Source organism: Streptomyces sp. NPDC054765, assembly GCF_053612065.1.
Genome location: NZ_JBSHBP010000010.1, coordinates 1 through 19,115 on the forward strand (window position 1 = coordinate 1; position 19,115 = coordinate 19,115).

Annotated in this window: 22 protein-coding genes and 1 pseudogene; 17 read left to right on the plus strand and 6 right to left on the minus strand. The window is 69.7% G+C overall.

What is annotated here, in order from left to right:
• Nucleotides 1-1,066 precede the first annotated feature (1,066 nt).
• Nucleotides 1,067-2,017 carry an alpha/beta fold hydrolase gene (locus ACWGJY_RS09130; protein ID WP_453260139.1) on the minus strand — a complete coding sequence of 317 codons (951 nt, stop codon included), beginning with the start codon at nucleotides 2,015-2,017 and terminating at the stop codon, nucleotides 1,067-1,069.
• A 128-nt stretch (nucleotides 2,018-2,145) separates the two neighbouring features.
• Here ACWGJY_RS09130 and ACWGJY_RS09135 point away from each other — a divergent pair, with 128 nt between their 5' ends.
• The 4 genes from ACWGJY_RS09135 to ACWGJY_RS09150 all read left to right on the plus strand — a co-directional run bounded on the left by ACWGJY_RS09135 (nucleotide 2,146) and on the right by ACWGJY_RS09150 (nucleotide 5,499).
• The gene (locus ACWGJY_RS09135) at nucleotides 2,146-2,769 is read left to right on the plus strand and encodes a TetR/AcrR family transcriptional regulator (RefSeq protein ID WP_453260140.1); all 624 of its coding nucleotides are present in this window, start codon (nucleotides 2,146-2,148) and stop codon (nucleotides 2,767-2,769) included.
• Nucleotides 2,770-3,118: 349 nt separating this feature from the next.
• Entirely contained in the window at nucleotides 3,119-3,709 is a 591-nt protein-coding gene (locus tag ACWGJY_RS09140) for a non-oxidative hydroxyarylic acid decarboxylases subunit B (RefSeq protein ID WP_453260141.1), read from the plus strand.
• 64 nt (nucleotides 3,710-3,773) lie between these two features.
• Nucleotides 3,774-5,198 (plus strand): non-oxidative hydroxyarylic acid decarboxylases subunit C, encoded by a 1,425-nt coding sequence (locus ACWGJY_RS09145; protein ID WP_453260142.1) that lies wholly within the window; start codon nucleotides 3,774-3,776, stop codon nucleotides 5,196-5,198.
• Nucleotides 5,199-5,256: 58 nt separating this feature from the next.
• Nucleotides 5,257-5,499 (plus strand): non-oxidative hydroxyarylic acid decarboxylases subunit D, encoded by a 243-nt coding sequence (locus tag ACWGJY_RS09150; protein ID WP_453260143.1) that lies wholly within the window; start codon nucleotides 5,257-5,259, stop codon nucleotides 5,497-5,499.
• A 102-nt stretch (nucleotides 5,500-5,601) separates the two neighbouring features.
• Here ACWGJY_RS09150 and ACWGJY_RS09155 read toward each other — a convergent pair whose 3' ends face one another.
• The 3 genes from ACWGJY_RS09155 to ACWGJY_RS09165 form a co-directional block, all read right to left on the minus strand.
• Nucleotides 5,602-6,279 (minus strand): DUF998 domain-containing protein, encoded by a 678-nt coding sequence (locus ACWGJY_RS09155; RefSeq protein WP_453260144.1) that lies wholly within the window; start codon nucleotides 6,277-6,279, stop codon nucleotides 5,602-5,604.
• 215 nt (nucleotides 6,280-6,494) lie between these two features.
• Nucleotides 6,495-7,550, minus strand: coding sequence for an NAD(P)/FAD-dependent oxidoreductase (locus ACWGJY_RS09160; RefSeq protein ID WP_453260145.1), 1,056 nt, complete (start codon nucleotides 7,548-7,550; stop codon nucleotides 6,495-6,497).
• A gap of 255 nt (nucleotides 7,551-7,805) precedes the next feature.
• Nucleotides 7,806-8,495 carry a lanthionine synthetase LanC family protein gene (locus tag ACWGJY_RS09165; protein ID WP_453260146.1) on the minus strand — a complete coding sequence of 230 codons (690 nt, stop codon included), beginning with the start codon at nucleotides 8,493-8,495 and terminating at the stop codon, nucleotides 7,806-7,808.
• Between ACWGJY_RS09165 and ACWGJY_RS09170 the strand changes: the two are divergent.
• Nucleotides 8,380-9,029: pseudogene (locus tag ACWGJY_RS09170) on the plus strand (IS5 family transposase). The gene ACWGJY_RS09165 and the pseudogene ACWGJY_RS09170 overlap by 116 nt on opposite strands.
• Here the strand turns inward: ACWGJY_RS09170 and ACWGJY_RS09175 are convergent.
• Nucleotides 8,947-9,537, minus strand: a complete 591-nt coding sequence (locus tag ACWGJY_RS09175; protein WP_453260147.1) for a hypothetical protein — start codon at nucleotides 9,535-9,537, stop codon at nucleotides 8,947-8,949. The pseudogene ACWGJY_RS09170 and the gene ACWGJY_RS09175 sit on opposite strands and share 83 nt — an antisense overlap.
• A 34-nt stretch (nucleotides 9,538-9,571) precedes the next feature.
• On the opposite strand from ACWGJY_RS09175, the gene ACWGJY_RS09180 reads away from it, so the two are divergent.
• The 6 genes from ACWGJY_RS09180 (at nucleotide 9,572) to ACWGJY_RS09205 (ending at nucleotide 13,961) form a co-directional block, all read left to right on the plus strand.
• Nucleotides 9,572-9,952 (plus strand): hypothetical protein, encoded by a 381-nt coding sequence (locus ACWGJY_RS09180; protein WP_453260148.1) that lies wholly within the window; start codon nucleotides 9,572-9,574, stop codon nucleotides 9,950-9,952.
• A 140-nt stretch (nucleotides 9,953-10,092) separates the two neighbouring features.
• Nucleotides 10,093-10,788 carry a TetR/AcrR family transcriptional regulator gene (locus ACWGJY_RS09185; protein ID WP_453260149.1) on the plus strand — a complete coding sequence of 232 codons (696 nt, stop codon included), beginning with the start codon at nucleotides 10,093-10,095 and terminating at the stop codon, nucleotides 10,786-10,788.
• Between the two features lie 241 nt (nucleotides 10,789-11,029).
• The gene (locus tag ACWGJY_RS09190) at nucleotides 11,030-12,172 is read left to right on the plus strand and encodes an FAD-dependent oxidoreductase (protein WP_453260150.1); all 1,143 of its coding nucleotides are present in this window, start codon (nucleotides 11,030-11,032) and stop codon (nucleotides 12,170-12,172) included.
• 76 nt (nucleotides 12,173-12,248) lie between these two features.
• On the plus strand, nucleotides 12,249-13,001 hold the full coding sequence (locus tag ACWGJY_RS09195; protein WP_453260151.1) for an alpha/beta fold hydrolase: 753 nt from the start codon (nucleotides 12,249-12,251) through the stop codon (nucleotides 12,999-13,001).
• 146 nt (nucleotides 13,002-13,147) lie between these two features.
• Nucleotides 13,148-13,681 (plus strand): NADPH-dependent FMN reductase, encoded by a 534-nt coding sequence (locus ACWGJY_RS09200; RefSeq protein ID WP_453260152.1) that lies wholly within the window; start codon nucleotides 13,148-13,150, stop codon nucleotides 13,679-13,681.
• A gap of 70 nt (nucleotides 13,682-13,751) precedes the next feature.
• Complete coding sequence (locus ACWGJY_RS09205) at nucleotides 13,752-13,961, plus strand: AAA family ATPase (protein WP_453260153.1); 210 nt, start codon at nucleotides 13,752-13,754, stop codon at nucleotides 13,959-13,961.
• 337 nt (nucleotides 13,962-14,298) lie between these two features.
• Here ACWGJY_RS09205 and ACWGJY_RS09210 read toward each other — a convergent pair whose 3' ends face one another.
• On the minus strand, nucleotides 14,299-14,784 hold the full coding sequence (locus tag ACWGJY_RS09210; protein WP_453260154.1) for an ArsI/CadI family heavy metal resistance metalloenzyme: 486 nt from the start codon (nucleotides 14,782-14,784) through the stop codon (nucleotides 14,299-14,301).
• 78 nt (nucleotides 14,785-14,862) lie between these two features.
• Here ACWGJY_RS09210 and ACWGJY_RS09215 point away from each other — a divergent pair, with 78 nt between their 5' ends.
• From ACWGJY_RS09215 to ACWGJY_RS09240, 6 genes are all read left to right on the plus strand, one after another.
• Entirely contained in the window at nucleotides 14,863-15,270 is a 408-nt protein-coding gene (locus ACWGJY_RS09215) for an ArsR/SmtB family transcription factor (protein ID WP_453260155.1), read from the plus strand.
• A complete protein-coding gene (arsB, locus tag ACWGJY_RS09220; protein ID WP_453260156.1) occupies nucleotides 15,267-16,358 on the plus strand; it encodes an ACR3 family arsenite efflux transporter in 1,092 nt (363 codons plus the stop codon). The genes ACWGJY_RS09215 and arsB overlap by 4 nt, the downstream gene beginning before the upstream one ends.
• On the plus strand, nucleotides 16,351-16,770 hold the full coding sequence (locus tag ACWGJY_RS09225) for an arsenate reductase ArsC (RefSeq protein ID WP_453260157.1): 420 nt from the start codon (nucleotides 16,351-16,353) through the stop codon (nucleotides 16,768-16,770). Before arsB ends, ACWGJY_RS09225 begins: the two co-directional genes overlap by 8 nt.
• Nucleotides 16,771-17,257: 487 nt before the next feature.
• A complete protein-coding gene (locus ACWGJY_RS09230) occupies nucleotides 17,258-18,289 on the plus strand; it encodes an FAD-dependent oxidoreductase (protein WP_453260158.1) in 1,032 nt (343 codons plus the stop codon).
• The gene (locus ACWGJY_RS09235) at nucleotides 18,289-18,684 is read left to right on the plus strand and encodes a hypothetical protein (RefSeq protein WP_453260159.1); all 396 of its coding nucleotides are present in this window, start codon (nucleotides 18,289-18,291) and stop codon (nucleotides 18,682-18,684) included. Before ACWGJY_RS09230 ends, ACWGJY_RS09235 begins: the two co-directional genes overlap by 1 nt.
• Nucleotides 18,681-19,103, plus strand: coding sequence for an indole-3-glycerol phosphate synthase TrpC (locus tag ACWGJY_RS09240; protein ID WP_453260160.1), 423 nt, complete (start codon nucleotides 18,681-18,683; stop codon nucleotides 19,101-19,103). Before ACWGJY_RS09235 ends, ACWGJY_RS09240 begins: the two co-directional genes overlap by 4 nt.
• The last annotated feature ends 12 nt before the right edge of the window (nucleotides 19,104-19,115 follow it).

The window sequence follows — 19,115 nt, forward strand, 5'->3', positions numbered from 1 at the left end:
GCGGACCGGCTCTGCGCGGTACCGGCGGCGTTGTTGCCGCTGGCCGCCTTCGAGCCGCTGTCGGCGCCGCCGCAGGCGGTCAGGCCCAGTGCCAGCGCGGCGGTGACGGCGGCCAGGGTGGCGGTACGAATCCGGGAAGTGCGCATGAACGGGTTCCCCTGCGTTTCGTGCGGGACTCTTCGTCGGTCGTTCCCGCGGCGTGGACACCACTTTTCCCGGGGCCACTGACGTTCCGGAAACGCCTCACTCACGTCCCGCTGACACACCGCGCGCGAACGGATGAGGCCGAGCCGTGGGCGGCCTGGAGTTCCTCACCGTGGCCCTGGCGCCCGCACGCGCCCCGAACCGTCTCACCTGCCCCCGGTCGTCGTGCGGCCGGCGACACCAAGCCGGAAGCGGGCAAGCGGCTTGTGGTCCTGCCGCCCCTCCTTCGGACCGACTGCCTACGTCACCTCGACCGGTACGCGGAGCAGCAGCCGCACGGACTGCTGTTCGTGGCGGAGAAGGGCAAGCCGTTGCGGCGGTCACCTTCGGGCGGAACTGGCGGAAGGTACGCGCGCCGCGCCGGCCACTCGGAGCTTGAGCGGCACCAGAAAGTCGCGAGCGGGCTGGACGACCTCATACGAGCCGCCCGCGGCAAGGCGGGCCAGAAGCCTTCTGGTGCGGCTCTGGTGCGGGACGCCTGCACTGGTCCGGACAACACACAAGGCCCAGGTCGCTGACCCGGGCCTCAACTATGGCGCGGGTGACGGGAATCGAACCCGCGCTCTGAGCTTGGGAATCCGTGGCGCGCGGGGCAGCTATGTGGCGTCTGACCTGCGAAAACAGCCTACCGCAGGAGCTGCTGCGGGGGTCTGCCCGTACTCGTATTGACCGCTGTTCACCGGTCTGAAGGGCACGGATGGGGCACGACGGGAGCAGGCGGCTCCTTGCGTCGTTCGCCGGCCCTGAGGCGGGCGGTTGACGCGTCGGGGTTTCCTTCAAGGAGCCTGCGGTTGGCAGCCCCCACACCGGTGCTGGTGTTCCTGCTTGCCCGGCCGTACCGGAGTCTCCCCAGCCGCAGGTCTTACGCGTCGACCACGCCGTTGACCTCGGCCGGGTCGGGCGAGTCGATGTCCTGCATGAAGCTCAGCATCCGGGCGTTGACCACGTCGGGGTGGTCGATCTGCGGGCCGTGACCCGTCGCGGCGATGATCTCGGCGCGGGCTCCGGGGATCAGTCGCGACACCCGTTCCAGCTGCCGCTGCGGGTGTACCAGCAGGCTGCGCTTGCCCATGATGAGGTGGAGCGGGGTCCGGAGGGAGCGCAGCGCGTCCTCGGTCAGCGGCAGCGGCGCGGGGCGGCGGATCCGGAAGGCGCGGGCGCCCGCCTGGATCCACGTCCGCAACTCGGGGACGGCGATGACCGGTTGCTCCAGCCAGGAGGCGAGGCGCGGGCGCAGCGCCTTGGGGGCGAAGCTGGCGAAGAGACTGACGAAGACCCAGGCGAAGAAGCGCAGGCCCACCTTCTCCAGGCCTCCGGGGTCGAGGGCGGTGACCGACGCGAGCCGTCCGGGCCGGCGGTGGGCCATGTTGAGCACCAGCCAGCCACCGTACGAGGAGCCGACCAGGTGGACCCGGTCGAGGCCGAGGGCGTCGAGCGCCTCGTCGAGCCACTGGGCGGCGCGCTCCGGCTGCCACATGGGCTCGCGGTGGACGCTGCGCCCGGCGTCGCCAGGGGTGTCGAGCGCGTAGACGGGCCGTTCGGCGCTGAGCGCGGGGGTGTTGGGATACCACATCGCCGAGCAGTAGCCCGCGCCGTGGATCAGGACCACCGGCGTACGGGACTCGGCTGCCGGGTCCGTGGGGCCGTACCGGTAGACGTGCGTGGTGCCGAAGCTGGTCTCGACGTCCGTCTCGGAGCGGGCGGGCGCACCCATCGCGTAGACGGCGTCGCAGGCGGCGAAGTAGCGCTCGCGCAGCTCGTCGTTCACGTAGCGGCCGACATCGCGGCGCACACGGGTCGTGTTCTCGGGCACGGGGCACCTCCGGGAAGATCCGTTCTTCGTGATACGACGGTATCACGATGGTGGTACAGCGGTACCATGAAGGAGTCCGGGTGGAGCCGGACCGCGAACCCACCACCGACGGGCGGAGACACCGGCACATGCCAAAGCGCGTGGACCACGAGGAACGGCGTGCCCAGATCGCCGAGGCGCTCATCCGGGCCGCGGGGCGTCGAGGACTGCACGCCGTCGGCATGCGAGACGTGGCCGCGGAGGCCGGCGTATCCCTGCGGCTTGTGCAGTACTACTTCGAGACCAAGGAGAAGCTGCTCTTCCACGGGCTCCAGCACCTGACCGACCGCTTCACGGCACGGGTGGGCGCCCGCCTGGCCGCCGCCGGTCCGAACCCGGGCCCCCGCGCGACCATTGAGGCGCTGCTGCTGGCCTCCCTCCCGACCGATGAGGAGAGCCGCACCTTCCACCTCCTCTACAGCTCCTACTCGATCCTGTCCGTGACGGACGACGCGCTGGCCGCCCAGCCCTTCATCGACAACCCCGACGCCGCCGAGAACACCCTGACCGGCCTGCTCGAACAGGCCCAGGCGTCAGGTCTGGCCGATCCCGGCACCGACGCGCGCACGGAGGCGATCAGCCTGCTCGCGATGACGGCGACCATGGGCACCAGCATCCTCGTGGGCCAGCGGAGTCCGGAGTCGGCCCTCGCGGTGCTCCGGCACCATCTCGACCGGATTTTCGTGACCGTCGAGACGTCGGCGGCTGAGTAGGACCCAATCCGGTGCACCGCTACGGCACGTGTGGCACGCGTAGGGCACGCGGCTTTGAGACCTTCGGGCAAAGAAGGCCCGCCGTCGGCGAGTCATCGATGCGCAGCAGGAAGTAGGCACCGGTACTCGGCCGTCCGCTGAGTTCTGGACGCCGCGCCGGGGCGACCTGGCCTTCCACGTCACGCTGTCCGTTTCTGTCCATGGCCTGTCTTCAGCGTAATGCTCTGCCCTCGTTCTTCGTGTCTAGCGTGGAACGCGATGAGACGGCGGCGTCTGAAACAGCCCGCGATCCGTCCTGACACCTCCAGTCCGGGCAGCCGACCCGGAGGACCCGACGAAGGAGACGAGCGTGCGGTTGGTAGTAGGCATGACGGGCGCGACGGGTGCCGTGTTCGGCGTACGGCTGTTGCAGCATCTGGCCGGGCTGCCCTCGGTGGAGACCCACCTGGTGCTCAGCCGGTGGGCGCGTACCACGATCGAGCTGGAGACCGGGCTCGCGGTGCGGGAGGTCGCCGCCCTCGCCGACGAGGTGTACACCCCCGAGGACCAGGGCGCCCGGATCTCCTCCGGTTCCTTCCGCACCGACGGCATGGTCATCGCTCCGTGCTCCATGAAGACCCTGGCGGGCATCCGCGCCGGGTACGCCGACGGACTGGTGGGCCGGGCGGCCGACGTGGTCCTGAAGGAGCGCGGCCGGCTCGTCCTCGTGGCGCGGGAGACACCGCTGAACGAGATCCACCTGGAGAACATGCTGGCGTTGTCCCGGATGGGCGTGGCGATCCTGCCGCCCATGCCCGCCTTCTACAACCACCCGGAGACGGTCGACGACATCGTCGACCACATCACCGCCCGCATTCTCGACCAGTTCGGCCTGCCGTCGCCCGCGGCCGAACGCTGGGCGGGGATCCGCTCCGCCCGTGCGGCACGCCCCGCTGTCTGAACAGGACACCACTACATCGCCCGCCGTCTGAACAGAACACCACTACATCGCCCAAGGACCGCCCATGGCTCACGACGACCTCCGCAGCTTCCTCGACGCCCTCGACAAGGAAGGCCAACTCCTGCGCATAACCGAGGAGGTGATGCCCGAGCCGGACATCGCCGCCGCCGCGAACGCCGTGACCCGCCTGGGTGACACGGCCCCCGCGCTGTACTTCGACAACGTCACGGGCTTCACCGACGCCCGCATCGCGATGAACGTACACGGCTCGTGGGCCAACCACGCCCTCGCACTGGGGCTGCCGAAGGAGACCGGCACCCGGGACCAGGTGACCGAGTTCATCCGTCGGTGGGGCGCATTCCCGATGACGCCCGAGTGGCGGGACAATCCGCCGTGGGCCGAGAACACCCTGGAGGGCGAGGAGGCCGACATCTTCCGGGTGCTGCCGCTGATCCGCCTCAACGACGGGGACGGCGGCTTCTACATCGACAAGGCGGCGGTGGTCTCCCGGGACCCCGACGACCCCGAACACAGCGGTAAGCAGAACGTCGGCATCTACCGCATGGAGGTCAAGGGTCCCCGCAAGCTCGCCATACAGCCGGTGCCCGTGCACGACCTCGCCCTGCAACTGCGTGCGGCGGAGGAACGCGGCGAGGATCTGCCCGTCGCCCTCGCGATCGGCAACGACCCGGTCATCTCCATCGTCGCCTCGACCCCGATGAAGTACGACGAGAACGAGTACGAGATGGCGGGTGCGCTGCGCGGTGCCCCGGCCCCGGTCACGCGGGCCCCGCTGACCGGGCTGCCGGTGCCGTGGGGCAGCGAGGTCGTCATCGAGGGTGTCGTCGAAGGCCGCAAGCGGGAGATCGAGGGCCCCTTCGGCGAGTTCACCGGGCACTACTCCGGCGGGCGCAGCCTGCCCGTGGTGCGCATCGACCGGATCTCCTACCGGACAGACCCGATCTTCGAGCACCTCTACCTCGGTAAGCCGTGGACCGAGATCGACTACCTGATGGCGGCCAACACCTGTGTGCCGATCCACCAGCACCTGACGAAGGACTTCCCCGAGGTCCAGGCAGTCAACGCCATGTACACGCACGGTCTGGTGGTCATCGTCTCGACCCGCAAGCGTTATGGCGGCTTCGCGAAGGCGGTCGGCATGCGGGTACTGACGACCCCGCACGGCCTGGGCTACGCAGCGACGGTCATCGTCGTCGACGAGGACGTCGACCCGTTCAACCTGCCGCAGGTGATGTGGGCGCTGTCGACGAAGATGAACCCCGCCCGCGACCTGATCAGGATCCCCGACCTGTCCGTCGTGGAACTGGCCCCGCAGGCCGACATCCCCGGCATGGTCGACAAGCTCATCATCGACGCGACCACGCCCGCCGCCCCGGACCGGCGCGGCCACTACAGCACCCCGGCCCGTGACCTCCCGGAAGCCGCCGACTGGCTCGACCGGCTCCGGCGGATCACCGCCGGCTGCTGACACCCCGTCGGTTCCGTTCATCGGAACAACCCCCTGCCTACAGAAAGGAAGTGCCGCCATGGCCGACTCCGTGATCTGCCCCCGCTGTGCGCACGAGGCCGTCGAGCGCGTTTTCGCCTCACCTGTGCCGGGTGTGTGGGAGGTGCTGCGCTGCGGGCAGTGCCTGTACATGTGGCGCACCAGTGAACCCACCCGCCGGACCCGCCGGGAGGAGTACCCCGAGGAGTTCCGGCTGACGCCCGCGGACATCGGGAACACGGCCGAGGTCCCCTCCGTCCCGCCCTTGCGCCCCTGCGGCTGACCCGGGCGGAGCAGCAAAACGTGGAGCTCACCGCCAAGTTGGAAGAGACCCGGTCCGACCTCGATGCCGCACGAGAGGCCAACCGGGACCTGACCAGAGCTCTCAACCAGCGCGGCTGAGACGTTCCGTCGGTATCGCCTCGTGCATACGACCTGCCCGACGGATGACGCCACGAACGCCGACAGCCAGCGCCCAGAACAGGAGAGGAAAAGCAGCGACCCGCTCCATACCTCCCATACCGAGACCGAGGTAGTGGCGGGAGAGGTACAGCCCGAAGGCCGTGATCGCTGTGACTCCCAGCAGGCTGGTGCCCCACCGCAGGGGGGTCGGTAGGTGTTCTGCCAGGGCGAACCCCGCCAGGACGAGACCGATGTTGCCTGCTGCCATGACGAGGAGGGCGCCCCAAACGTGCTGGTTCTCGTTGACGTCCGCAGGAGCCGGCCCGGCCAGCACGAACCCGACACCGGCACCGGCGAGCAGCAGGCGGGCCATGGCAGCGGCCCGGCCTCTGCGCCACAGGACACCACCGGTCAGGGCAGCGCCTACAACGAGCAGCACTCCCAGGGCGACGAATGAAACATTCATCAGGCCGTGCTCGGGGGAGCAGATATAGCGCGGCTCAGGCTCTGGCTGCAGGGCGCAGTGAGCGTTGCCCAAGTCGCTGATGTTGTTCCGCGCCCAGCTATACGGTCTGGCCCAAGCCGACTCGGCGATCCCGTGGACGACGAAGAACTGCACCACGCCCACGATCCATGCCGAGTACCCGATCCGGACTCTCACCTGTCCACCTTCCGTCACGCGAATCAGGCGGACAGCCGATCATGCGGGGCCGGACTCAGGCACGCCGACGAACCCCCTGGAACAGGGTGGGGCAGACCCTACTGCGGCGGGGGCACACGAGTTCGTCGAACTCCTCATCCTGTTCGGGCGCCAGGGAGTGCGGGCCCACCTCTGGGCCCGCACCACCTGGCCCGTCCACCTGGGGCGCTCCCTCGTCAGTTCCCGCCGAGGAGAGAATCCAGACCGTGCGCACGGTTGCCCTGTATACGCCGCGAGACCTCGGCCTCCATCGGGCCGCTGAACACACCGCCCTTCGCCGCACGGGGGGCGGCGGCGGCTTCGGCATCGGCCCTCAGCAGGTCCATGTGGATCGCAGCAGCGGCGGTGACTCCGGCTGCTGCGGCTGCCGGAACCCCGGCCAGCGCATCGCTGACGTTCCCCGCTGCCCACAGGCCCCGCACTCCGGTGGACCCGGACGCGTCCACCTGGAGCTGCTCGCCCAGGCCCATGGGGTGCTCCTGCATCGTCACGCCCAGCCCGTCCAGGAAACCGGCGCGCGCGACGAACCGCGGAGTGACCACCAGCTCCTGCACCGGCACCACCCTCCCCGACGCCAGCCGCACACCCGCCAGCTGGTCCTGGCCGTCGACCTCAAGGCCGGTGACCTCACCGTCCACCACACCGACACCGAGAGCGGCCAGCTGTTCCCACTGCTCGTCGGCCGGCTCCATGCCGGTGTGCAGGAACAGCGTGACGTCCTTCGACATCTGACGGAACAGCAGCGCCTGGTGGAAGTTGCCGAGCACTCCGATGACCTTGTCCCGGACCTCCCAGCCATGGCAGTACACGCAGTGCAGCACGTCCCGGCCCCACCGTTCGGCCAGCCCCGGCACATCCGGCAGCACATCGACCAGGCCAGTGGTCACCAGCACTCTGCGTGCCCGGACGCGTTGCCCGCCCCCGGTGACGACTGAGAAACCTGCCCCGTCCCGGGAGATCCGCGTGACCTGTCCCGAAACGACACGGCCGCCGTAGGAAGAGACCTCCTCGCGCCCGAGCCGGACCAGTTCCAGGGGGGAGATGCCCTCGCGGCCGAGCAGACCGTGGGCACCGGCAGCCGGAGCATTGCGGGGCTCGCCCTTATCCAGCACCAGCACTGACCGGCGCACCCGGGCCAGAGTCAAGGCCCCGGACAGGCCGGCGGCCCCACCCCCGACCACCACGACATCCCAGGTCTGTGCACCGTCTCGCATCAACTCGAACTCACTCATGCCCTCAGCGTGCGACCGGCACCACGCGGGCAGCAAAGATTCATGCTGTTCTGGCAAATTCAGGGCGCGGCGGGCCGCACACCCCTGAGGCCCACCGGTGTGAGCCTGCGGCGTTGGCCGGGTCGGTGTGGACGTAGAAGGCGGGCTCGCCCCGGCATCCGGCCGCGCGAGTTCCGCCGACTCGTTGACGCGCTGCAAGAAGTGCCTTGCAGGATTCGACGGACAGGGGAATCGGGTCCTTCCGTCAGTCGGCCTTCAGCGGCGCGGCGGCGGATCGAGGAGCAGTGCGGAGGGAATCCGTTCCGGCGCCGCCAGCCGCAGGCAGTGCATGCCGAACCCGGAGATTCCCAGCATGAGCCCGGGGAGGAAGGTGGCACCGCGCTCCTCGGCTTCCTCGCCGATGGTGTCGACGTCCCGCCAAAGGGCCTGGACCTGAACGTTGGCCTCCATCCGGAACGCAGGCTCATCGCAGAGTTGGGCGACTCGGAGGAGGAGTTCGGAGTTCCCGGACGTGCCATGACACAGGGTGTGGTTTTGCAGCCGGGAGAAGTTCCGGATCGTCGCGCCCAGCGCTTTGAAGGCCGTTCGCCGCAGTGTTTCGTCGGCTCCGCCCAGCGCTGCCCAGCTTGTGATGCGGCTCAGACCGATCCCGGCCGCGCCGTTGCACCAGGCGTTGGCGAAATGGCGTCCGCCTTTGGCGATGCCACCGGGGCGCGTGCGCAGGTCGTACCAGTCCTGCTCGGCCGGGTCGAAATGCCGGGCTTCGTACGCGAACGCGCGCAGGCCGGCTTCGACGCACTCCCGGCGCCCGGTGCGCTGTCCCAACGCGATGAGCGACCACCCGAATCCGGCGGCGCCGTGGGCGAAACCCGTGAGGTTGGCGGCCGTCCCGTCCGCAAGGTCAGTGGGCTCAGGCCGCAACACCGAACCCAGCGCGGGAATCATCGACAGTCAGTCGGTGGACGCCTCCGAGACCGTCGGCGAGGACAGCCGCGGATACGACGGCGGCAAGTCGCGTGACGGACGCAAGCGCCACATCCTGACCGATACCGAGGGCCTGCTCCTCGAGGTCACCGTGACCACGGCCGACGTGCACGACTCCAAGGCCGCCCCCGCGCTGCTGGAGACGTTCATGGACCAGCCGGGCCGGCTGCTGAAGCTGGTGTGGGTCGACAGCGCCTACCAGGGCGCCCGGCGCTGGCGAAGGCGTTCGCCCGCCACGGAGTGCGCGTCGAGGTCGTGCGCCGCTCCGACGGGCGACGCGGATTCGTCGTACTGGCCCGCAGGTGGGTGGTGGAACGCACGCTGAGCTGGCTCTCCCGCTCACGCCGCCTCAACCGCGACCACGAACGCCGCCCCGACCACCACGCCCAGATGGTGTGGTGGGCCGCCGTGATCAGGCTGTCCCGGCGCCTGGCCGCAGACGCTCCGCGCTGGCCGGAGAAACGCCCCGGCCGACTGCTGCGGGCGCGGGCATGAACCGTCCATCCTTCGCCCGCACCAGCCAGCCCCGCTTCTCCAGCACGTAGGCACGGTGCCGGATCTTCTCCACCTCGTTCTTGATCTCCGCTTCCCGGCCCACCGCCCGCGTCAGCTCCACCCCGTTCACCGGCCCCGAAGCGGCCACCACCGCGGCGAACACCTCCCGATACAGGCCGCTGAGCACCACCTCGCCCATGCCCGACCGCCACACCGGCGGCCGCTCGCCATGCCCCGCGCCGGGGCCGCTCGATCCCACGGCGGCAGCCATCTCACCACCACAAGGCACGGAAACCGGCGTATTCACCGGGCTCTCCCCGGCCAGCACCGACACGAGCTCCTCACGCCCCACCCGGGCCGGCTCGACTCGCTCCCGCGCGGCATCCACCTCCGCCTGAGCCTGCTCCAGGGCCTCCGTCCAGGACTCCAGATCCCGCCTCGCCCGCGCCTCACGCTGTTCCATCAACCCCAGCACCGACGGCATCGCGACCTCCTCGATCAACAACAAGCCGCCCGCTGCCTGCCCCTACCCCGTCGCGGTCATGCCCCGCACACGAAGAAGCCCCTGCTCATCGAACAGGGACTCCCTTTGCCACAACGCACTCACCGCGGTCGCCCTCGCCGCCGAAGCGGGCGTGCACCGTATGGCCCTCCTCAGACGGCACACCGACCTGAAGAACGAGTTCTACGAGCGAGTGCGCACCGAGACCCGACAGGTCCCGGAGCCCGAAAAACGTCTGCGGGAAACCGTCACCAAGCTCAGGGAGACCGTCGCCCGACAGAAAGCCGAGATCGAAGAACTCCGCCAGCTGGTAGCCAGACTCACCCTCGCCAGCGCCGTGCTCATTCACGACGACGATCAGCAGGCACAGCGGCCACCTGCCGTCGACAACGTGGTACCGCTGCGCCGACCATCAACGTGACGGCTGCCGCCGCCGGCCAGCCGGCGACGCGCCTCAAGCGAGGCTTCCCACCCGATCCCCGCGGTCGCCGAACACTGCTTCGCCCTGCGCGAGTGAACCGGGCAATCCCGCTCAGCGAACATGTTCGTTACGATCGGGTTATGACTGTAGGAAGAGAGCCGATCAGCCGCCGGGACCGTCCGGCGAAGCCTGCCCTGTCCCGGCGCTGGATTGTGGACACCGCCGTGCGGATCATGCGGGCGGAGGGCCTGGGGAAGGTCACGATGCGTCGCCTGGCGCAGGAGCTGGACACCGGCCCGGCGTCGCTGTACGTCTACGTCGCCAACACCGCCGAGTTGCACGCGGCCGTTCTGGATTCCCTGCTCGGCGAGGTCGACCTGACCGGGCGGGACGGCGGTGGGGACTGGCGCGAGCAGCTCCGTGCCGTCATGACGTCGTACACCCAGGTGCTGTTCGAGCACCCGCAGCTCGCGCGGGCCGCACTCGTCGCCCGCCCGAGCGGCGAGAACTACCTGCGCCTGGTGGAGCGCATCCTCGATCTCCTCTCGCAAAGCGGCGCCGACCGCGAGCAGGTCGCCTGGGGGGTGGACAAACTGCTCCAGGATGCGACAGCCACCGCTGCCGAGCACTCCACCCGTGAGCACGACCCCGCCTCCGAGGGCGACTGGAACGCCACCGTGCGTGCCCTGCACGCCGTGGACCCCGCCACGCATCCGGCGATCACCGCGCACATGCCCGCCCTGATCGGCGGCTCGGTGCCGGACAGGATCCGCTGGAGTTTCGACGTCCTCGTCAACGGCATCACGCACACACCTGCCCCGGGCGCAGGGGGCTGAGCCCGGGGCGGGGGCCCGCCTGACGGCGGACGCCGCCAGGAGACACGGAAGTCCTCCTCGCCGCCCGCCGCTACCCCGGCATGGAACTTGTTCGTAGCGAACATGTTCGTTACGGTGGCGGCAGTGGTCGAGGCCCCCCTTGCCGCCCCGCCGTGCACGCCGCCCTAGCAAGGAGCCTTGCGGCGTCGGCGGCGATGGCTCGGCGCACCGAGGTATTCCCCTACTGCTTCCGGAGGCCCCCTTGAGCACCAGTTATTTCCCGATAGCGATCATCGGCGCAGGGCTGGGCGGCCTGACCGCCGCCCGCGTCCTGCACGTCAACGGCATCGAGTCGGCGATCTTCGAGTTGGAGGCGTCGGCGGCGGCCCGTACGCAGGGCGGGATGCTCGACATCCACGAAACCAACGGGCAGAAGGCCCTGCACGCCGCCGGCCTCCACGACGACTTCTTCAAGATCGTCCACGAGGGTGGTCAGGCCATGCGCCTGCTCGGCCCCGACGGCACGGTGCACGTGGCCGAGGAGGACGACGGCACCGGCGGCCGGCCGGAGGTGGACCGCGGCGACCTGCGTGACCTGCTGCTGGGCTCCCTGCCCGACGGCACGATCCACTGGGGCCGTAAGGTCGCCGGGGCCCGGGCGCTGGGCGACGGGCGTCATGAGGTGACGTTCGCCGACGGCTCGGCCATCACCACCGATCTCCTGATCGGCGCGGACGGCGCCTGGTCCCGGATCAGGCCGCTGGTCTCCAGCGCCTGGCCCGCCTACACCGGTATCTCCTTCGTCGAGACCGACCTGTTCGACGCCGACACCCGCCACCCGCGCAGCGCTGCGGTCATCGGCGGCGGGTTCTTCATCGCCCTGGGGCACGAGCGTGGTGTCCTCGCGCACCGGGAGAGCGACGGCAGTCTCCACGTCTACACCGCGCTCAAGGCCGACGAAGGCTGGCTGGACACGGTCGCCTTCACCGACCAGGCCGTCGCCAAGGCCGCGGTCCTCGCCCACTTCGAGGGCTGGGACGAGAGCTTTCGCGCCCTGGTCGCCGACGCGGACACGATCACCCCGCGCCGTATCCACGCCCTGCCCGTCGGGCACCGCTGGGACCCCGTCCCGGGCGTGACGCTGCTCGGTGACGCCGCCCACGTGATGTCCCCCTTCGCCGGGGAGGGCGCCAACCTCGCCATGCTCGACGGCGCCGAACTCGCCCTGGCCATCGCCGCCCACCCCGGCGACACCGAAGCCGCCCTGGCCGCGTACGAGGAGGCCCTCTTCCCGCGCAGCGAGGAATCCGCCGCCGAGTCCGCCGCCAACCTGGACACGATGTTCGGCGAGCGGGGCCTGGAGCAGATGGTCGCCTTCTTCACGTCCGGCCCGGCAGCCCAGTGAGGCCCGCCCCGATGGCCACCGCTCCCTCAGCCACCGGACCCCTCAGCCACCGACCCCCCGCATCCAGGAGCACCTCATGACCGCACCCCTGCAGCGCACCGTCCCGGTACGGCCCGGCCTCGACCTCGACCTGCGCGAGGCCGGCACCAGCGGCAGCCCGGTCCTCGTCCTGCACGGCGGCCCCGGCCCCTCCAGCATCACGCCCCTGATCGACCACCTTGCACCGGATCACAGGGTGGTCGCGCCGACCCATCCGGGCTGGGAGGGCACCGTACGGCCCGACGTCCTGGACTGCGTGCCCGCACTCGCCGCTGCCTACCTGGACCTGCTCGGCCACCTCGGGTGGAACGACGTGACGGTGATCGGCACGTCCTTCGGCGGCTGGGTCGCCACCCAGACCGTCCTGGACGACCGCGAGGGCCGGATCTCCCGGCTCGTCCTCATGGACGCCATCGGCCCCGTCATACCCGGCCAGCAGATCACCGTGCCCGCCGGGCCACCGGCTCCGGCGGCCGGAGGACTGGCGCCGCAGGGCGGACCGTCCGCGCAGTCGATGGCCGCCATGCGCGCCTACGCCGGGCCGGCCATGGCAGACTCCGGCATGCTGCCCCGCCTTTCCACCGTCACCTGCCCGGTCCTGGTGATCTGGGGCACCGACGACACAGTCGTCACCCCCGGCTTCGGCCGCGCCTACGCCGCGGCGTTCCCCCACGCGCGATTCGAACTCATCCCCGGCGCAGGACACCTGCCCATCCGCGAGAAGCCCGAGACGGTCTTCACCCATCTCGACTCCTTCCTCACCCCCCGAGCCCCGGCCACCAGCCACTGAACCCCTGCCCTCTGACTCCCCGCCCGCGGGCCGACACCGGCACCGCCCCTCGGCAAGCGGGCGCCCATGGGGCTCATCACGCGCGGTCGCAGACCGACCGCCCGGGGGCGGGGAACCGACCGTCCCTTTCATCTACCGGAGGCACGATGACGAAGATCGCGATTATGCTCGGCAGCACCCGCACCGGACGTGCCGGCGAACGCGTCGCACAGTGGGTCCTGGAGCAGGCTCAGAAGCGCGGCGACGCCGACTACGACCTGATCGACCTCGCCGAGGTCGACCTGCCGCAGATCGACGAACCGTTCCCCCCTGCCATGGGCCGCTACACCCACCCGCACACCCGGCAGTGGGCCACGACCGTCGCCGCCTACGACGGCTACGTGCTCGTCACCCCCGAGTACAACCACTCCTTCCCCGGCGTCCTGAAGAACGCCCTCGACCGCGTCTACGCCGAGTGGAACAACAAGGCCGTCGGTCTTGTCTCCTACGGCTTCGACGGCGGCGTGCGCGCCGTCGAAGCCCTGCGCCCGGTCCTGGGCGCCCTGCAGCTCGCACGAGGGCATTCTGCACAGAGGAGCAGATCAATCGCGCCCGGTGACGCGACCCAGCGTCGGTACTGGTCATGCGGTGTGCCGGGGCCCCGCGGCGCAGCGCCGTCGGTTGGCGATCCGCCACCGTGATCAAACTCGGGGCCGCCCACGGTTGCACCCACCTCTGGCTGTCATTCCCACGCGGGAGTCTGGGGCTTCAGTGATCGAACACAACGACTTGCCAGGGAACGCGACCAACGTCGAACAGTGGGTGCGGGCCAACCTGATCGCCGCCGCCAAACGGCACCAGATGCCCGCGGTCGCGCTGGTTGTCGCCACCCCGGCCGAGGTCTGCGTCGACCGGCAGAAGCCGAGGCTGACCTGGGCCTTTGTCGTGGAGCGTGTGACGAGAATCGAACTCGCGCTCTGAGCTTGGGAATCAACGGGGCTTGGAGCAATGATCCGGCTCTGACCTGCAGACATGCTGCCTCGTGGCATCGTCCGATGGTGCCCCATGCTGCCCCGCGTGACCGCTGTTGACCGGCCTGAAGGGCACGGATGGGGCACGGACATTCGTGGCGCTTGTCGTGCAGTGCTCTGGACGCTGGTCGGTGAGGAAGGGGGGCGCCCAAAAGCCCGCCGTGCCAACAGGTTGGTGCATGCAAGGCGGGCGCAACGAGCCAGGGGACTCCGCATCGTCCTGCCGGGCCCTTCTCGTCCGGGGTGTCCCCTGGTCGCAGATTTTGCTGGGGGGCAAGGGGCGGGCATCAGCTTCCGCAGCCGCAACCCGCGACAGGGTCCGCTTGGTCCGCTTCGACCGTCTTGCTCGCGCAGCAGGCGTCACTGCCGGTTCCTGCGGACGGATCGTCGCTCTTGCCGAGGGTGTCGGCGTCGGCCTTGACGACGTAGACCTCCCACGGCTCCTTGCCGGGGCCGTGTACCCACACCTTGTCCTGGAGGGCGTAGCAGCACGAGGTGTCGTTCTCCTCGAACGTGGCGAGGCCGGCGTCCTTGAGGCGGGTCGTGGCGGCCGTCACCTGGTCCGTGGACTCGACCTCCACGCCAAGGTGGTCGAGGCGGGTGTCCTGTCCGGGCTCGCCCTCGATCAGCACGAGCTTGAGCGGCGGTTCGGTGAGGGCGAAGTTCGCGTAGCCGTCGCGTCGCTTGGCCGGTTCGGCGCCGAACAGCTTCGAGTAAAAGGTGATCGACGCTTCGAGGTCGCTGACGCGAAGGGCGAGCTGTGCGCGGGACATGGCGGTCTCCCATCGGCTTGCATTGATGTCTTTCGATGCAAGCTTGCGCCTTGGATCGAAAAACGTCAACATAGAAGCATGTCGAAACAAGAGCTTGTGGTGCTCGGTCAGACCGATGAGGCAGGTGCGTGCTGCCCGGGGCTGCTGACAGCTCCCCTCGACGAGGGGCAGGCCGAAGAGCTGGCGAAGGTGTTCAAGGCGCTGGGCGACCCGGTGCGGCTGCGCCTGCTGTCGATGATCGCCTCGCGCGCCGGAGGCGAGGTCTGCGTCTGCGACCTGACCCCTGCGTTCGACCTGTCACAGCCGACGATCTCGCACCACCTCAAGCTGCTCCGGCAGGCCGGCCTCATCGACTGCGAGCGGCGCGGCACGTGGGTCTACTACTGGCTGCTGCCCGAGATGACGGACCGCCTCGCGGGCATCCTGACGCGCCCCGCCGGCGAGCCCCTTCCTGCCCCGGCTGAGGCCGCTGGGGCTGCCTTGTGAGCGCCGTGCCCGAGCAGGCCGTCGCCGGCCGCCTGTCGTTCCTCGACCGGTACCTCGCCGTCTGGATCCTCGCCGCGATGGCTCTCGGCCTCGGTCTCGGCCGCGTCGTACCCGGCCTTGGGGACGCCCTCGCCAAGGTCACCGTGACCGGCGTATCGCTGCCCATCGCGCTCGGCCTGCTGGTGATGATGTACCCGGTTCTCGCGAAGGTGCGCTACGACCGGCTCGACACCGTCACCCGTGACCGTCGGCTGTTGTTGCCCTCGCTGCTGCTGAACTGGATCGTCGGCCCGGCGCTCATGTTCGCGTTGGCATGGCTGTTCCTGGCGGACCTGCCCGAGTACCGCACTGGCTTGATCATCGTGGGGCTGGCCCGCTGTATCGCCATGGTCATCATCTGGAACGACCTGGCCTGTGGCGACCGCGAGGCCGCCGCCGTCCTGGTGGCGCTGAACTCCGTTTTCCAGGTCATCGCATTCTCGGCCCTCGGCTGGTTCTACCTGTCCGTGCTGCCCGGGTGGCTCGGGCTTGAGCAGGCCGGCCTCGACGTGTCCGTGTGGGAGATCGCCCGCAGCGTGCTGATCTTCCTCGGTATCCCGCTCGCTGCCGGGTACCTCACGCGCCGGATCGGCGAGAAGGCCAAGGGGCGTACGTGGTACGAGGCGAAGCTGCTCCCGAGGATCGGGCCGTTCGCGCTGTACGGACTGCTGTTCACGATCGTGCTGCTCTTCGCGCTGCAAGGCGACGCGATCACCTCGCAGCCACTCGATGTGGCACGCATCGCGCTGCCGCTGCTCGTGTACTTCGCCCTGATGTGGGCCGGCTCCATGGCACTCGGACGATCCGTCGGACTCAACTACTCCCGTGCGACGACGCTCGCGTTCACGGCCGCCGGCAACAACTTCGAGCTGGCCATCGCGGTAGCCATCGCGACTTTCGGCGCCACCTCCGGACAGGCCCTCGCGGGCGTGGTCGGCCCGCTCATCGAAGTGCCGGTGCTGATCGGCCTCGTCTACGTCGCGCTGTACGCACGGCGCTTCTTCACCACCGCCGAACCGTTGCCCGAGGAAGGCCCTGCCCGTGTCTGACGCCGCCCTGCCCTCCGTGCTGTTCGTCTGCGTCCACAACGCCGGCCGCTCGCAGATGGCCGCCGCGTTCCTCACGCACCTCGCGGGCGACCGCGTACAGGTGCGGTCCGCCGGGTCCGCCCCCGCCGACGCCGTGAACCCGGCCGTCATCGCGGCAATGGCCGAGGCTGGCATCGATGTCTCGGCCGAGGTGCCCAAGGTGCTCACCGTCGAGGCGGTGCAGGCATCCGACGTCGTGATCACGATGGGCTGCGGCGACACCTGCCCGGTCTTCCCCGGTAAGCGGTACATCGACTGGCAGTTGACCGACCCTGCCGGGCAGGGCGTCGATGCCGTCCGCCCCATCCGTGACGACATCGAGAAGCGGATTCGCGAACTGATCGACGAGATCGCCCCTGAGGGGCAGGCGTGAGCTTGGCCTTCCGGCACGGATATGGAGCGGGTGACAGGAATCGAACCCGCGCTCCGAGCTGACACTGCAGGGCAGGGAATGCGGTGCCGGCTACCCGGTGGTGCCGTTTGGCGTAGGTGCAAGGGACCCGAGAGCCACCACGCGCGTCCCGGATGGCGGTCTGCCGCCGGCGGTGTGGCGTCGCCCTGCGCTCGTCGGCATTCGGCCTGGCGTGGGCTGCCGCTATGAGAATGCGGCTGTGCAGAACGCGTTTCGAACATCGCCGGGTGCCGTGTCTGGTTCTCGCACTGGCGCGACAGTGCCTTGGCGAGGGACGTGCGGTCCAGGGAGTGGATGACGTCGAACAGGGCCACGGCCTCGCGGGCCTTGTTGGACTGGAGTGGCCCGATCAGGTGCAGTTCGGTGTCGGGGTGGTCCTCCTTGAGCGCCGGCCTTCAATGACATCCGCGAGTGCATCGGCTGCAACATCTGTCTGGCCTTCGACTCCATGGGAGCGCCCTTCCGCTGCACCCAGAACCCCACGACCGGCGAGGAATGGCGGCGGGGCTGGCACCCCGAGACCATCCCGCCCAAGGACACCGACGACACCATCCTCGTGGTCGGCGGAGGGCCCGCGGGACTGGAAGCCGCCCGCGGCCTGGGCCAGCGCGGTTACGAGGTGATCCTCTGCGAGGCCGGCCGGGAACTCGGTGGGCGCGCCACCCGTGAATCGAGGCTGCCCGGCCTCGCGACCTACGGCCGGGTGCGGGACTGGCGCCTCGAACAGCTCAAGCGCATGAAGAACGTGCAGCTGCTGCCCGGCAACCACGTCACGGCCGACCTCGTTCTGGAAGCGGGGTGCTCCGTCGTCGGCGTCGCCACCGGAGCGACCTGGCGGAACAACGGCGTGGGGCGCCACCGCAGCGACCCCATTCCGGGCCTGGGCGATGTCGCGGTCTTCACTCCGGACGACATCATGGACGGCCGGCTTCCCGAAGGCCGCGTCGTGATCTACGACGACGAGCACTACTACATGGCCACCGTCATCGCCGAACGTCTCGCGGACGCCGGGTGCGAGGTGGTCTTCGCGACCCCGGAGCCGGTGGTCGCGGCCTTCACCCAGTTCACCGCGGAACAAAAGCGTGTCCAGCGGCGCGTCATGGAGCGCTGCGTCGCCGTGCACACGTCCGCCGCGCTGGCCCGCGTCGAACCGGGCACGGCCTACCTGGCGTGCACCTACACCGGACTCGAAACCGCCGTGGCCGCCGACGCCGTGGTGCTCTCCACGGGCCAAAACCCCCGGGACTCCTTGTACCAGGAGCTGACCGGGCTGGGCACCCAGGCCCTGGAAGAGGCCGGGATACGGCGCGTCGTCCGGGTCGGGGACTCCCTGCGGCCCGGGATCATCGCCGCCGCCGTGCACAGCGGGCACCTGTTCGCCCGCACCCTCGACACCGGTCTCACCGACCGGACCCCCTACCAGCGCGAGAACGTCACGCCGGACTGGGACCAGCCCTTCCCCCCGAAAGGTGCCGCTTGATGGGGACGTTCAAGGAGTTTCTCGCCAAGACAGCCGACGGCCACTCGCTCAGCCGGCAGGAGGCTGCCGAAGCCTTCACCGTCATGACGTCGGGCGACGCGACCCCCTCGCAGATGGGCGCTTTCCTGATGGCCCTGCGCGTCCGGGGGGAGACCGTCGACGAGATTGCCGGCGCCGCCGCCACCCTGCGGGGCAAAATGCGCTCCGTGACCGCACCAGCGGGCACAGTCGACATCCTGGGTACCGGGGGCGACTGCTCGGGCTCGTACAACATCTCTACCTGTGCCGGACTGATCGTGGCAGGTGCCGGCGTTCCGGTGGCCAAGCAGGGCAACCGTGCCCCACCGGCGCTCGTACCACCGCCGAAATCCCTCTGCTGCGCAAGGACTTCATGATTGACCCCTACCAGGTTCTTGAGGCCCGCGCGTGGGGCGCCGATGCCATCCTTCTGATGCTCTCCACCGTCGACGACGAGACCGCAGCAGCCATCGAAGGCACCGCACACGAACTCGGTACGGACGTCCTGGTCGAGGTCCACGACCTGGAGGAGCTGGAGCGCGCGTCCCGCCTGCGGTCCCGGCTGATAGGAATCAACAACCGCAACCTGAAGACCATGGAAACAACCCTGACCACAGCCGAGAACCTGGCGCCGAAGGTTCCCCAGGACCGTCTCGTGGTCGGCGAAAGCGGATTGAGCACCCTGCAAGACCTCCAGCGCATGGCGGCGGCCGGCATCACCACGTTCCTCGTCGGCGAAAGCCTGATGCGTTCACCCGATGTCGAGGCCGCCACTCGCTCGCTCCTGGCAAAGTAGCGCTGTCCGACT